The sequence below is a fragment of the Methylomonas sp. MED-D genome, from assembly GCF_050276835.1.
Taxonomy (GTDB): Bacteria; Pseudomonadota; Gammaproteobacteria; order Methylococcales; family Methylomonadaceae; genus Methylomonas; species Methylomonas koyamae_A.
This window is the reverse complement of record NZ_CP189965.1, coordinates 3,266,666-3,281,058: the sequence shown is the minus strand read 5'-3', so window position 1 is coordinate 3,281,058 and position 14,393 is coordinate 3,266,666. Positions and strand designations below refer to the sequence as shown.

Genomic DNA, 14,393 nt, shown 5'->3' with positions numbered 1-14,393 from the left:
CGGCCTTACACTTTTTGGAAAGAGAATAGGTTTTGCAACGAGTGCATGATGCGGTCCAGCGCGAAGCCGATGAAGCCGATCGTGAACACCGCCACCATGATGCGGCTTAGCGAATTGGAACTGCCGTTTTGGAACTCGTCCCAAACGAACTTACCCAGACCCGGATTCTGCGCCAGCATTTCGGCGGCGATCAGCACCATCCAGCCCACGCCCAGCGACAAGCGCATGCCGGTGAAAATGAAGGGCAGGGCCGACGGCAGAATGATGCGCTTGATCTGGGTCATCCAGTCCAGCCGCAATACCTTGCCGACGTTGACCAAGTCGCGATCGATGGACGACACGCCGACGGCGGTGTTGATCAGCGTCGGCCATAGCGAGCACAAGGTCACGGTAATCGCCGAGGTGATGAAGGATTTCTCGAACCAGGAGTCGTCGGTCGTCACGTAGGCGGCGCTGACCACCAGCGTGACGATCGGTAGCCAGGCCAACGGTGATACCGGTTTGAAGATTTGGATCAACGGATTGAAGGCGGTATTGAGCACCGGGCTCATGCCGCACAGGATACCGATCGGCACCGCGATCAAGGTCGCGATGACGAAGCCGGCGAACACGGTGCGCAAGCTGGTCAGGATTTTGTCGAGGTAGGTTGGTTTACCGGTGTAGGGCCGGGATTTAATCTCGGCCTTGGGGTCTTCGGCCAGTTTTTCCTTATTGCGCAGTTCCTGGCGCTGGTAGAACTCGGCTTTCTTGGTCTGTTCGGCGGTGTGTTCGGCTATCAGACCGCCGACTTCGTCCCACACCGCGACCGGACCTGGAATCGTGCCCAGGCTGGTATTGACACCGGACGCCGACACGCTCCACAGCCCCAAGAACAGCGCGAAGGCAATCATCGGCACGCCCATCACCAAGAACAATTGCCGCAGTTGTTGAGCCGGGTTTTCGCCGGCGGCTATTTTGACCAGCGGCACGAACCAGGTCAGGCCGGTGATGTTGAAGAATTTGATGAGTTTGTTAGTCATCTGGATACCTCTGTATGTGATGTCGTAGATACGCACCGCGTACCTTTTTTCGGTCTTGACAATCGGATCGGTTGGCAAGGTACGCGGTGCGTACCCTGCGCTTGCTGCAAAATTTCGGTTGGTAAAAAAGATGCCTCCCTGCATCAAATCGCGTCCCTGCTTTTGAGCACCCACCAAAGGTTCTTAGTCGACGACCTTGCCGCCGGAAACTGTTTGTTTGCCTTTCAAGCCGATCGCGAACTTGGCCAAATAATCGTTGGGCTTATTAGCGTCGAACGGTACTTTGTCGATGAAGAAGTTTTGCGAAGGCTTGATGGCGGTGTCGGCCGGAAAGTCCTCGGCCTTGGCCTTGCCTTCGGCGACGAGCTCCTTCGCCGCGGCCAGATAAATGTCGGGGCGGTAGACATTTTTCGCGGTTTCCAGATACCAGTTGTCCGGTTTGGCTTCGTTGATCATGCCCCAGCGGCGCAATTGGGTCAGATACCAGACCGCGCTGCCGTAGGATGGATAGCTGGCGCCGTGGCGGAAAAAGGTGTTGAAGTCGGGTAGCGAACGCTTGTCCCCTTTCTCGTACTCGAAGCTGCCGTTCATGCTGGCCGCCAGTACCTCGACGTCGGCGCCGACGTATTGTTTTTGCGACAGCATTTCGATGGCTTCCTTGCGGTTTTTGTTGTTCTCGGCGTCCAGCCAGATCGAGGCGCGGATCAGCGCCTTGGTCACCGCCAGATAGGTGTTTGGGTATTTATCGGCCCAGGTCTTGGTGACGCCGAAGACTTTTTCCGGCGTGTCTTTCCACAGTTCCTCGTCGGTGATCACCGGCACGCCAATCCCTTTGAATACCGCTTGCTGATTCCATGGTTCGCCGACGCAATAGCCGAAGATGGTGCCGGATTCCAGCGTGGCCGGCATTTGCGGCGGCGGCGTTACCGACAGCAGTGCGTCGGCGTTGACCTGACCGGAAATATCCTGCGGCGGCGCGTAGTAACCGGGATGGATGCCGCCGGCCGCCAGCCAGTAGCGTAGTTTCAAATTGTGCGAGCCGGCCGGGAAGGTCATCGCCATGTTGAACGGCTTGCCTTCGGTTTTGTATTTGTCCACGACCGGTTTTAACGCGTCGGCTTTGATCGGGTGAACCGGTTTGCCGCCGTCCATCGGCACGTTGGGCTTCATTTGCTTCCAGATGTCGTTGGAAATGGTGATGGCGTTGCCGTTAAAACCCATGCTGAAGGCAGTCACGATGTCGGCCTTGGTGCCGAAGCCGATGCTGGCCGCCAGCGGCGCCGGCGCCAGCATGTGCGAACCGTCCAGTTCGCCGTTGACGACCCGGTCCATTACCACTTTCCAATTGGCTTGGGCTTCCAGTTGCACGAACAGGCCTTCGTCCTCGAAAAAGCCTTTCTCGGCGGCGACGGCCAACGGCGCCATGTCGGTCAGTTTAATGAAGCCGAATTTCAAGTCTTCTTTTTCCGGCTTGCCGGCCGCCCAGGCCGAACCGGCCAGGCCGGCGGCGATCAGCGTAGCCAAGGCCGCGATCAGAGATTTCGGAGCGAATGTCGTGCGATAAGTCATGGCGGATTCCCGTGGGTTTGAAAAAGTCAGGCCAAAAAAAAGGCGTCTACCCCGTTTCGTTACCGAAACGAGAGTTAGACGCCTTTGTCTGTCGGCTCTACGTCGAGCCTAAATTCAGTCGGCTCCTATCGCGGAGCCACGTTAGCCCGAAAGCAATTCGGATGCCAAAACCGATATTTCTGAGTCGCTTTGCGATAATTTAATTAAAAATCAATAATATGACTTGAGTTCGGTCGGTCGCGGTTGTCGGTGTGGCTTGTCGGTGTGTGGCCAAGTGAGATCAAAGTTGCACTCAATCGGTACGGTTTACGACATTTTGCACGCTTGTGGTGCGGTGCGATCACGCGCCGCCGCGAAACCGCTACACTGGTAGTCAGCCAATTCACTTTCGAGGATGCAGCCATGGGCAAAAACAAATCCGAACGACCGAATTACAAGGACGTGCTGCGGCAGTTGCAGGTAGAACTGGTCAAACTGCAAAGCCATATCATCAAGCACGGCGATAAGATTTTGATCCTGTTCGAGGGCCGGGACGCCGGTGGCAAGGACGGCACCATCAAGCGCATCATTCAGCATCTGAGCCCGCGCGAGACTCGAGTGGTGGCCTTGGGCAAACCGTCGGATCGCGACCTGGGGAGCTGGTATTTTCAGCGCTATACCGAGCATCTGCCGGCCGCGCAAGAAATGGTGCTGTTCAACCGCAGTTGGTACAACCGGGCCGGCGTGGAACGGGTCATGGGATTTTGCAGCGACGCCGATTACCACGAGTTCATCGAAACCGTCGCGCATTATGAGCAATTGCTGGTGCGTTCCGGCATCAAGCTATTTAAGTACTATCTGGATATCAGTAAGGAAGAGCAAAAAAAGCGTCTGAAGGCGCGGCTGGACGATCCGCTGAAACAATGGAAGATCAGCCCGATCGACAAAGCCGCCCAAAAGCATTGGCGCCAATACAGCGAGGCGCGCAACATCATGTTCGCCCGGACCCATCATTTATCGGCACCTTGGACCGTGGTGCGCGCCGACGACAAGCAGGCGGCGCGCGTCAACATTATCAAGGATTTATTGTCGCGACTGGATTACAAGGGTCGCGACGAGGAGTTGATCTTGCCGGACGGTAATGTCGTTTTCAACTACGAAGAAAGCTATTTGCATAACGGCATGATCGCGCCTTAGCCGGCGACCGCCGAGACGGCCGCCTGCCGCCCTTTACTTGGCGGGTTTCGCGGCCGGTTTCGCGGCTTCCGGCGCGGGTGTTGGGGTTGCCGGCCCTGGCGGTGCAATCGGCCCGTTCGCCGGCGCCGGTGCGGTTGCCGGGGTTTCGTCAGCGGTCGGCGGGGCGGTAGCGGGTCCGATATAGCCTTGTCGCCAAGCCCAGCCGGCGCCGGCCAGCAACGCGAGCAGCAACAACAGCGCGGGCCAGCGGCTGGGTTTTTCGCCGAACGGATCGGCCAGATGGGTTTCGGCGTCCTTGGGTAGTTTGGCGACGTCGGTCAGCAAATGGCCGAACGGAATGTTGATGTAGGCCTTGGCGTTGACCGCCCAGCCGCAGGCGTCCAGCAACGGCGCCAGATTGCGTTGGCGCAGTTTCAGAAAGGCGATGAACATCGATGGTCCGGAAACCGCCATCATGATGCCGACAATCACCAACGGCATTTGCCACCATTGCAAGGCCAAAAAGCCGCTAAATACCGAAGCCAGCGCGGTGCCGATCGCGCCGATCGCCAGACCGATGGCCGCGAAGATCCCGGCGAACTTGCCGACGTCGAAAGCGGTCGCGGCCGGCGCCTTGCCTTCGCCGGCCTGAGCGCCGGCTTCGTTGATACCCTTGAATGCGCCTTCGTGGGCCGCCTTGTCGCGGGCGCTGGCACTTTTTTCCAATTGTTCGTTAATCATCCGTGCCACCCGTTTATAGGGAGCCCAGAAGGCTTGCTGGATGCTGATCGGGTTTTCGATAATCTTAACGACGGTCGCGTCCCAGTCCTGTCCGGCGCGGTCGTAAAACACGCCGTTGCGGCCGACCCGCAAATTGTCGCTGTCGCCGTCGGTGAACGCGGCGGCAATCGTCAGTTTCTCGCTGCTGCCCTGGCGGCGGCATTCGCAGTACGCCAGAAATATCTTGCTCAGTTCGGCCAGTTTGCCGTGGGTGGCGACGTCGTCGACCTTAACGCACAGACGGCAAGCCCGGCCGTCCAGATACAAGGTACCGGCCTGAAAGATCGCGTGCGGCTCGGCGGTGTAAAAATCGCGGAAGGAGACGAAGTTGTTCAGCAGCCGGTACAGGTCGCGGTGATAGTGCAGCAAGCGGCTCAGGCCGTCGATCGCGTCGGCTTCGGCCTTCAGGGCCAGATCCTGTTCGATCAACGCCGCCAGCTTGGCTTGGGTGCCGCTTTCCAGATAGGTTTTGACGCTGGCGATCGGCAGGCCGGCGGCCGTGCTGGCCGGCTTTTGCGCCAGCCAGGCCCGGTAGTCGGCAAACCGGCCGAGTACGTCCCGCCATTGGGCGTAGCTCAAACTTTCCAGCGTGCCGAGTAAGGGCGTCAGCACGTCGGCGCGTAATTGCGCCAACGCATCGCTCCAGGCCGGATTGAGCCCGCCGCCCAGCGGCAGATCGCGGTTGGGCGCGATGGTGGCCAACGGCAGTTGCGCCACCGCTTCCAGCTCCGGTGCCAGATCGAATCCGGCCAGTTGTTCGTAGCGGGCGTCGCTGGGATTCAGGGCCGTGGCGGCGCGTTCGTCGAAGGCCGCCAGCCGGCAGCGGGTGAAATAATCGTCGATCTTGGCCTTGATTTTGTCCAGCGAGGCTGCCGCCGATTCCGGATCGGCGATGTTGCCGCGCACCTGGGCGGCTTCCCGGTCGCATTCCCGCCACCAGTCGTAATAGACCTGGGCGTCCGCGAAGAATTGCGTCAGTTTTTCGGCGTCGATGCCGGGTTCGCCGCAACGGTCGATCAACTCGCCTTGGCAGGCCATGATGTCGCTAATAGCCGCTTGGCCGGTTTCGTCGTCGGCGGCTTTGGCCGGGACGATGCCGTCGCCGTTAAAACGGGTTTCGGCAAAGATTTTCGCCATGTCGGCCAAATCTTCGTCGGTGATTTCGCTTGCTTGCGGTTTGCCCAGATTTTTCAGTACTTCCTTGGCGCAAGCCAGCAGCTGCTTGCCGTCCTCATCGTGGTCGTTGATCGCCGCGAGCGGCAGGCTGGCTTTTTGTTGCAGCAAATCGGCCGGGTTTTTCAAGACCTTGCCGACCCAGCGTACCGCCGCCAGCACCTCCGGTACCCGAATCCGGCCGTCGCCGTCGCTGTCGAGCAGTTGTAACGTGCGTTCGTCGAAGTACAGACCGTGGGTCGGACAACTCAGCGCCGCCCACAATTTCTGATCGAGTTCCGGCAGCGCCAGTAAATCGCTGGCGCGCTTCAGTTCCACTTGGTCGAAACCGCCGAGTTTGGCGAAACGCCATTTTTCGGCGGGTTGGCGTGGATAGGCTTGATTCATCGGAGGGTCTCCCTGCTTGGTGGCGTACGATTGCAAATACTAACTGAAAACCGGAAATTCGCCGTCTCTGTCCCGGAAACGGCCGAACCTTGACATCGACAGGCGGGGGCGAGCCGCGAGCCGCCGGACTGGCGGCAAGCCTGAATCAGCTGGACGCGGCAGAGCTTAAGCCACTCGAAAACGGAGTGCAAATATCGGCCGCATATAAAAAGCCGTGTTCGTCTGTAAAGCGACCGCGGCTACCCAGGGGGGCGACAACGAGCGATCGGCACGAGGTCGGCGATAGTTTTGCTTCGGGCCTATTAATCCGGCGATTCATTCGAACGCGCCCAGCAAGCCTTCCGAGTTGGCGTCTCGTTCGCCGAGCGGCGCCAGGCCGAAGCGGGTTTCGATCAGCTTTAGGATGGCCGTCGTGTCGTAGCGGGTGTGGTCGATGTAGTGTTTTTTCGCGAACGGCGAAACCACGACGGCCGGAATCCGCGTACCGGGTCCCCAACGGTCGCCCTCGGGTGGGGCGACGTGATCCCACAAACCGCCGTATTCGTCGTAGGTGATGACGATGGCGGTGGAGGACCAGATCGGGCTGGCGCGAATTGCTTCGACCACGTCGCGAACATCCCGGTCGGCTTCCAGGATGCTGGAGTAGCCGGGGTGTTGGTTGCTGCGCCCGACCGGTTTGTAAAACGCGACTTGCGGAAAGCCAGTTTTCAGGTCCGCGAACAAGCGCTGTTTGTCGCGCAAATGCTCGGCGCGGCCGGCGCCGTTCGGCGCGTAGTTGGCGTAGTAGATAAAGGGTTGGTGGTGGTACTGAAAGTTGTCGCCAAGGTCGCGGCCGGCCACGGCGTCGTCCCAACCGCCAGCATACCAGGCCCAACTCACGCCCTTGTCCGACAGGCGATCGCCGATGGTTGGCGCGGTTTGTATCGGCAGACGCCGTTCGGGGTGTTTGTCGTCGTGCGGTGGGAAAAACGGTTGTATCGTGCCGACCGCGTAGCCGTCGCTGGTGACGCTGGGATCGCCGACCGGCTTGCCGGTGGCCGGGTCTGCCTGCCAGTGCAACATCTCGTCCGGCGCATTTTCGAAACGCGGCGTGCAGGCGCAGATCAGCCATTGATGATTTAAAAACGAGCCGCCGTAAGCCGCCTGGAAAAAATGGTCGGCCAGCGTGAACTCCTTGGCATATTGCCACAGCGCCGTGCCGGCCAGATTGTAGTAGCCTTGGGTCAGTCCGCCGGCCGACGATAATTGCGCGAAACGGTCGTTACGGCCGGCGTTGATTTGCATCTGGTGGATGAAAAACCGGTGAGTCAGATCCGGGTGACGTTGGTTGGGGCTGATGTAACGGCCTATATCGAATGGGGCGTTGGCGAGATCGGCCGGGAAGCGCTCGTCGTTTTTGCCGTCGCTGCGAATCGGCGGCAGCGTGCCGTAGGGCCTACCGAATTCGTCGATTTGCGGCGGCGCCGATTGGGCGTTGCTGAGGCCGTCGGCGCCGGGGAACAGGCCGAACACATTGTCGAAACTGCGATTTTCCAGATAGATCACCAGGATGTGCTCGATGCGCGATAAATCGGCGGACGATGCCACCGTAGACAGCAGCGCGCCGGTCGCTAACATAGTGATCTGCAAACATTTCATCAATGAACTCCGGGATGTGGGGCGTAATAATAAGAAAACGATTAAATTCGGCAATTGCCGGCGGATTGGATTAGAATTCGACGCAACGATGGCACAACGCCCTCGCTCCGTAAAGATCTGGAGGCCCCCATGGACATCAATACCCAATACTCGCAATCCAGCGCCCTGACCACTCAGGCAACCCGTGATCTTAAAGCACCCAAAAGCGCCGAATCGGCGGAGCCCAAATCGGTTACGACGCCGGATCGCGATTCCGATAGCGACAATCAGGCCGTTGGCGATACCGTGAGCTTTTCCCAAGCCTCGTTGCGCTTGGCGCAAAACCAATCGAAGACCGACGCGCAACCGGCGCTGAATTCCAGCGCCGAAGCGCGCCGGGCCGCCGAGGATCTGGTGAGCTCCAGCGCGGCCAACCCGGCGGCTTTCTACGCCGCTCAAGGCAACGGTACGCGCATCAACGTTGGCGGTTTGTTAGGCTAATCTCAGCTACATATTTAGGTATTTTACGACGGCCGCGGGCTTCATGCCCGCGGCCGTTTTTTTGTCCGGCGGATTGCGATACCCACTCGCTTAACTCGTCACACCGGCATTCCGGGCCTGGGAGACGTAAGCTATTCGTGTTTTATAGGGGCGTTCGTTTAGAAGTGTTTCCCAACCCACGTCGTTTGGGCGCCTAAATTCCTTTGTGGCTTAAGTTTCTCCTCGCCCCCAAATCCGCTAGACGGATGTAGGGCATGGCCAGGGTGGGTGTCCTCGGCTGGGTAAAGCGATGCGGCAATCCCAAAAGGTCGGCATGCGCAAATAAGGCGCGCCCAACGTTTCACCGCGCCAGCCCAGAGACAAGCCGTACACTCGGCAGTCCGGATGTCGGCCCGACCGCCGGCGCCCATCAATTCGGCAGGCCGCTGCGCCGATTGCGGCCAAGTTGTCCGCGCCGCCGCGGTTCGTGAGCGTTCGGAACCGACTGGGTGGATTTCGTCGGCCACGAGCGGTTCGATCGTCAGGCTGGCCTGTTGAGATATACCAATTGCCTCACACACCAAGCAATTGACGCAGGCCGTTTTCCTGAACGGCTAGCCAGACAGTATCGATCCAATACAGAACGCTGGGGCAATGACGGTTGGGGCGATGCCCAACATGTCGATTGATTCCGGTGTGAAGTAGTCGTGATCGGGGAAGACTTGCTGTGACAGTAGTCGACTGGGACCACGCCGCGTTGTTGCCGAAACAGCAGTCGTCCAGCAATCGCCGATCCTGCAGCAACAATTCGTCGACATTCGACGGCCGGGTTCGGCGTTACCTCCAGGTCCCGATCGTATTCTCGTCACGGCCTATTTTAGAATGTCAAACCAAGGTTCGACACTCCGGATTCAAAGCGCGACCGAGCAAAGACGCCGGGTTGGATTATTCAGGGATCATCGCATGGCGCGCTAGCAACCGCTGTTTTTCCGTCCGGATAGCACGCCATTGCAGCGCATGGCATAAGTTTTGCCCTTTGACGGAGCATCGGCATCGCCATTCATCCGACATCTGACCAGGAGTCACCATGCGCATTTCCTTCAACTCCGCCAGCCTCGGTACCGCTCTGGCCGGCCGCGCGGGTTTATCCCAAGATAAGGTTAAACTGACCAGCGAATCGGCCGGTGTCGCTCTGATAAAGGCATCGAATGTTCCGGTGTCGGCTGTTGGTTTCAGTTCGTGCAGGTACCCGCGCCGGATTTGTCTAGACCTCCGGTCGCGGTTGACAGCTTTAATTACGATACCAGCATCAGGGTGCGGATCGCCCGCGGCCCGATGGTCGAGCCGGGCGGTACTTCCCGGCCAGGGACGGCGAATTGATGGACTGTAGCCAGTTCGCCGAGCGGTATTGCCTCGCCACCCACAAACTGAAGAGTTGTTGCTGGCATGCCGTGCAAGCCGCTGCCATACCTTTTGCTAACCCAATATGAGTTGGCTCTCCAAGCCACTGGCCGAGGCGGGAACTAAATCGCCGCTGTCGACCTAAGGTTCGTGAAACAATGTTTGCCAAAGGGAAATACCAAACGATGGCCAAGCCGCGGCTTCAACTCCGTTAGCAGGCTAACCGCCGCGACGCCGTCGTCAGTGTCCAGGTTCCAGCGATTAATCGATACCGCTTAAAGCCCGGCCGGCTCGCCTTGCTATGCAACCGTTTTTCGACTCTCGGCGGAACCGGCGGCCGCTTCGCACGCCTAATAACGACAATACCTTGGCAACCTTATATCCTCATATAGAATCCCTTGCATGACTAACCCAACCCCCATCGATGCTTCTATCCGGCGCCGCTCTCGCTGGTATTGGCGCGGCGCACTTTCTACCCTCTGCGTGATCGGTATTCTGGTCTATCTGCAATTCGGTCAGGCCGCGCCCGATACTAAAGCCGAGCGCGGCTCCAAAAACCGGCCGCCGTTCGGCGAGCGGCCGGACGCACCGGCTGTCGTGGCCATCCAATCCGCCGGTAGCGGCGATTTTCCGGTGTATTTAAACGCGCTAGGCACTGTCACCGCGCTACGCACCGTCACCGTCAAATCGCGCGTCGACGGCGAACTGGTGAAAGTGAACTTCAGCGAAGGGCAAATGGTTAAAGCCGGCGATCTGCTGGCCGAAATCGACCCGCGTCCGTTTCAAGTACAATTGCAGCAAGCCCAGGGCCAGTTGACCCGCGACCAGGCCTTGCTGCAAAACGCCGAACTGGACCGGGCCCGCTATCAAACCTTGCTGGAACAGGATTCGATTGCCGCCCAACAAACCGTTACCCAAGAAGCGCAGGTCAAACAATATCGCGGCAATGTCGAGATGGACCAGGCCCTGGTCGATAATGCCAAACTGCAGCTCGGTTACGCCAAACTGACCGCGCCGATTTCCGGCCGGGTCGGCTTGCGGCAAGTGGACCAAGGCAACATCGTCAGAGCCGGCGACACCAACGGCTTGGTGGTGATTACCCAACTGCAACCGATCAGCGTGGTGTTTACCTTGCCGGAAGACAAGCTGCCGGACGTGGTGAAGCGCTATCGCGAAGGCCGGGAGATTGGCATCGAAGCTTACGACCGCGCCGGGAAAACCAAGCTGGCCGACGGCAAACTGATCGCACTGGACAATCAAATCGATCCGACCACCGGCACCCTCAAATTGAAGGCCCAATTCGACAACCGCGAGCAAACCCTGTTCGCCAACCAGTTCGTCAATATCCGCATGCATCTGGACACCTTGCGCGGCGTCACTCAAATCCCCAGCGCCGCGCTGCAGCACGACAGCCAGGGGGCCTTTGTCTACGTGGTCGATGCCGAAAACATCGCCCATCTGCGCCGGGTGGAACCGGGGCCCAGCGAAGGCGAAAAGGTCGCGATCGCGGACCGGATTGCGCCGGGCGAAGCCTTGATCGTCACCGGCATCGACCGGGTCAAGGACGGCGGAGTAGTCGATGTCGCCGAAAAAGACGGTCAGGCGGTGGCGGCTAAACCGGATTTGCAGCCCCAGCCCGGCGGCGAATCCGGCCAACGCCGGCGGCGCGGTTAAGCCATGAGTTTCAGCGATCCCGGCAAGGCGGGCTTCAATCCGTCCCGACTGTTCATTCTGCGGCCGGTCGCCACCTCGTTGCTGATGGTGGCGCTGTTGCTGGTCGGCGTGTTGGCCTACCGGCTGCTGCCGGTCTCGGCGCTGCCGCAGGTCGATTATCCGACGATACAGGTCACCACGTTGTATCCCGGCGCCAGTCCGGAAGTGATGACCGCGATCGTCACCGCGCCGCTGGAACGGCAATTCGGCCAGATGCCGGGCCTGACCCAAATGACCTCGACCAGTTCCGGCGGCGCCTCGGTCATCACGCTGCAATTCAATCTGAGTCTGGACCTGGACGTGGCCGAGCAAACCGTGCAAGCCGCGATCAATGCCGCCAACAATTTCCTGCCCAGCGACCTGCCGCAAGCGCCGATCTACAGCAAGGTCAATCCAGCCGACACGCCGATCATGACCTTGGCGGTCAGCGCCGAATCCATGCCTTTGTTCAAGGTCGAAGACCTGGTAGACACCCGCCTGGCGCAGAAGATCGCCCAATTGCCCGGCGTCGGCATGGTCAGCATCAGCGGCGGGCAAAGGCCGGCGGTGCGGATTCAGGCCAACCACAAAGCACTGGCGGCCTACGGCATCAGCCTGGAAGACGTACGCACCGCCATCGCCGCCGCCAACGTCAGCCAGCCCAAGGGCTCGATCAACGGCCCAACCCGCGCCGCAACGATAGACAGCAACGACCAGCTGCGCTCGGCCGCCGAGTACCGCGATCTGGTGGTGACTTACAAAAACGGTGCACCGGTGAAATTGACCGATGTCGCCAGCGTGATCGACGGCGCCGAGAATGTCCGGTTGGCGGCCTGGGCCAACGACAAGGCCGCGATCATCGTCAACATTCAGCGCCAGCCCGGCGCCAACGTGATCGAGGTGGTAGACCGCATCCAGGCCTTGCTGCCCAAGCTGCAAGCCTCACTGCCGAGTGGCGTCGAAGTCGACGCGCTGACCGACCGCACCGTGACGATCCGCGCGTCGGTCCACGACGTACAATTCGAATTGCTGCTGGCCGTGGCCCTGGTGGTGATGGTGATTTTTCTGTTCCTGCGCAACATTCCGGCGACCATCATCCCCGGCGTCGCGGTGCCGCTATCGCTGGTGGGCACCTTCGCGGCGATGTATCTGGCCGAATTCAGTATCAACAACCTGACCTTGATGGCGCTGACCATCGCCACCGGCTTTGTCGTGGACGATGCGATCGTCGTCATCGAAAACATCTCGCGCTATATCGAGCGCGGCGAATCGCCTCTGAAAGCCGCATTGAAAGGCTCCGAGCAAATTGGCTTTACGATTATTTCGCTGACCTTCTCGCTGGTCGCGGTGTTGATTCCGCTGCTGTTTATGTCCGACGTGGTCGGCCGGCTGTTTCGGGAATTCGCCATCACGCTGGCGGTGGCGATTTTAATTTCCGCCGTGGTGTCGTTGACCCTGACGCCGATGATGTGCGCCAAGCTATTACGGCCCGGCGCAGTTCATCAACACCAAAATGAAATCAGCGACGACTGGTTCGAGCGGCTGATTAAACTCTACGGGCGCAGCCTGAGCTGGGTGATGCAACGCCAAACGGCGACTTTGCTGGTATTTTTCGCCACCGTGGTCCTGACCGCCGCGCTGTACGTCTGGATACCCAAAGGCTTTTTCCCCAGTCAGGACACCGGCATCATTCAAGGATTTTCCGAAGCGCCGCAGACCGTGTCGTTTCAAGCCCTGGCCGAACAACAACGGAAGCTGGCGCAACGCATCCTGGAAGACCCGGCGGTCGAGAATTTGTCGTCTTTCATCGGTGTGGACGGCATCAACGCCACCCCGAACAGCGGCCGGTTTTTGATTAATCTAAAACCGCACGACCAACGGCCGCCGGCCCGCGAAATTATCGCCCGTCTGAAAGACCGATTGGCCGATTTGCCCGGCATTCAATTGTATTTGCAACCGGTGCAGGATTTGACGATGGAAAACCGCGTCACTCGCACCCAATATCAATTTACGTTGGAAGGCGCCGATCTGGATGATTTGAACCGCTGGACTGGCAAATTGGTAGACCAGCTGCAAGGTCGGCCGGAATTCGCCGATGTGGTCAGCGACGTACTCGACCAGGGCCGGCAGGTGTTCGTCAACATCGACCGAGCCACCGCCAGCCGGTTGGGCGTCAGCACCGCCGCGATCGACAATGCGCTGTACAGCGCTTACGGCCAGCGCTTGGTTTCGACGATATTCACCCAGGCGAACCAATACCGGGTCGTGTTGGAAGTCGATCCGGCCGAACAAACCAGTCCGCAAGCCCTCAACGAGTTGCGGGTACCATCCAGCAACGGCAGCCAAGTGCCGCTGTCGGCCATCGCCGAATTGTCCGAGCGGCCCACCACGTTGGCGATCAATCATCTCGACCAGTATCCGGTCGCCACGGTATCGTTCAATCTGGCGTCGGGCTATGCGCTCGGCGATGCGGTGAACGCCGTCGAAGCCGCCAAGAGCCAAATCGAATTGCCGCTGGCGATCCGTAGCGAATACCAAGGCGCCGCCCAGGCCTTCAAGGCTTCGCTGAATAACACGCTATGGCTGATCCTGGCGGCGATCGTGACCGTGTACATCGTGCTGGGCGTGCTGTACGAAAGCTACATTCATCCGCTGACAATATTGTCCACGCTGCCCTCGGCCGGGGTCGGCGCTTTGCTGGCCCTGCAGCTGTCCGACGGCGATCTGGGGATTATCGGCATCATCGGCATTATTTTGCTGATCGGCATCGTCAAGAAAAACGCCATCATGATGATCGACTTTGCGCTGGAAGCCGAGCGCCATCAGGGGCTGCCGCCGGACCAGGCGATTTACCAAGCCTGCTTGCTGCGCTTCCGGCCGATTCTGATGACCACGCTGGCCGCGCTGCTGGGTGCCTTGCCGTTGATGCTGGGCAACGGCGTCGGTTCGGAATTGCGCCACCCGCTGGGTATTACGATGGTCGGCGGCCTGCTGCTCAGCCAATTGCTGACCTTATACACCACCCCGGTGATTTATCTGGCGATGGATAAGCTGGCGCGGCGGGTCAAAACCGCTCTAGGAGTAGAGTCCGGCGACGCCGTCGAACAGGACCTGCATTGA

At 59.5% G+C, this 14,393-nt stretch carries 8 protein-coding genes; 4 read left to right on the top strand and 4 right to left on the bottom strand.

The genetic code is table 11. The annotated features are described in order from the left end of the window. Positions 1-5: 5 nt before the first annotated feature. The gene (locus tag ACQE3E_RS14585; protein ID WP_168029609.1) at positions 6-1,019 is read right to left on the bottom strand and encodes an ABC transporter permease; all 1,014 of its coding nucleotides are present in this window, start codon (positions 1,017-1,019) and stop codon (positions 6-8) included. A 183-nt stretch (positions 1,020-1,202) separates the two neighbouring features. Further along, a complete protein-coding gene (locus ACQE3E_RS14580; RefSeq protein ID WP_313729912.1) occupies positions 1,203-2,588 on the bottom strand; it encodes a CmpA/NrtA family ABC transporter substrate-binding protein in 1,386 nt (461 codons plus the stop codon). Positions 2,589-2,990: 402 nt separating this feature from the next. On the opposite strand from ACQE3E_RS14580, the gene ppk2 reads away from it, so the two are divergent. Further along, complete coding sequence (gene ppk2, locus ACQE3E_RS14575) at positions 2,991-3,764, top strand: polyphosphate kinase 2 (protein WP_313729913.1); 774 nt, start codon at positions 2,991-2,993, stop codon at positions 3,762-3,764. Positions 3,765-3,797: 33 nt separating this feature from the next. Here ppk2 and ACQE3E_RS14570 read toward each other — a convergent pair whose 3' ends face one another. Both ACQE3E_RS14570 and ACQE3E_RS14565 read right to left on the bottom strand, forming a co-directional pair. Further along, the gene (locus tag ACQE3E_RS14570; RefSeq protein WP_427500703.1) at positions 3,798-6,083 is read right to left on the bottom strand and encodes a hypothetical protein; all 2,286 of its coding nucleotides are present in this window, start codon (positions 6,081-6,083) and stop codon (positions 3,798-3,800) included. A 315-nt stretch (positions 6,084-6,398) separates the two neighbouring features. Beyond that, positions 6,399-7,721 (bottom strand): alkaline phosphatase family protein, encoded by a 1,323-nt coding sequence (locus tag ACQE3E_RS14565; protein WP_427500702.1) that lies wholly within the window; start codon positions 7,719-7,721, stop codon positions 6,399-6,401. A gap of 129 nt (positions 7,722-7,850) precedes the next feature. Here ACQE3E_RS14565 and ACQE3E_RS14560 point away from each other — a divergent pair, with 129 nt between their 5' ends. The 3 genes from ACQE3E_RS14560 to ACQE3E_RS14550 all read left to right on the top strand — a co-directional run bounded on the left by ACQE3E_RS14560 (position 7,851) and on the right by ACQE3E_RS14550 (position 14,393). Further along, the gene (locus tag ACQE3E_RS14560) at positions 7,851-8,201 is read left to right on the top strand and encodes a hypothetical protein (protein ID WP_168029599.1); all 351 of its coding nucleotides are present in this window, start codon (positions 7,851-7,853) and stop codon (positions 8,199-8,201) included. Between the two features lie 1,782 nt (positions 8,202-9,983). Then, entirely contained in the window at positions 9,984-11,255 is a 1,272-nt protein-coding gene (locus ACQE3E_RS14555) for an MdtA/MuxA family multidrug efflux RND transporter periplasmic adaptor subunit (protein WP_313729916.1), read from the top strand. Positions 11,256-11,258: 3 nt separating this feature from the next. Beyond that, positions 11,259-14,393, top strand: a complete 3,135-nt coding sequence (locus ACQE3E_RS14550) for an MdtB/MuxB family multidrug efflux RND transporter permease subunit (protein WP_313729917.1) — start codon at positions 11,259-11,261, stop codon at positions 14,391-14,393.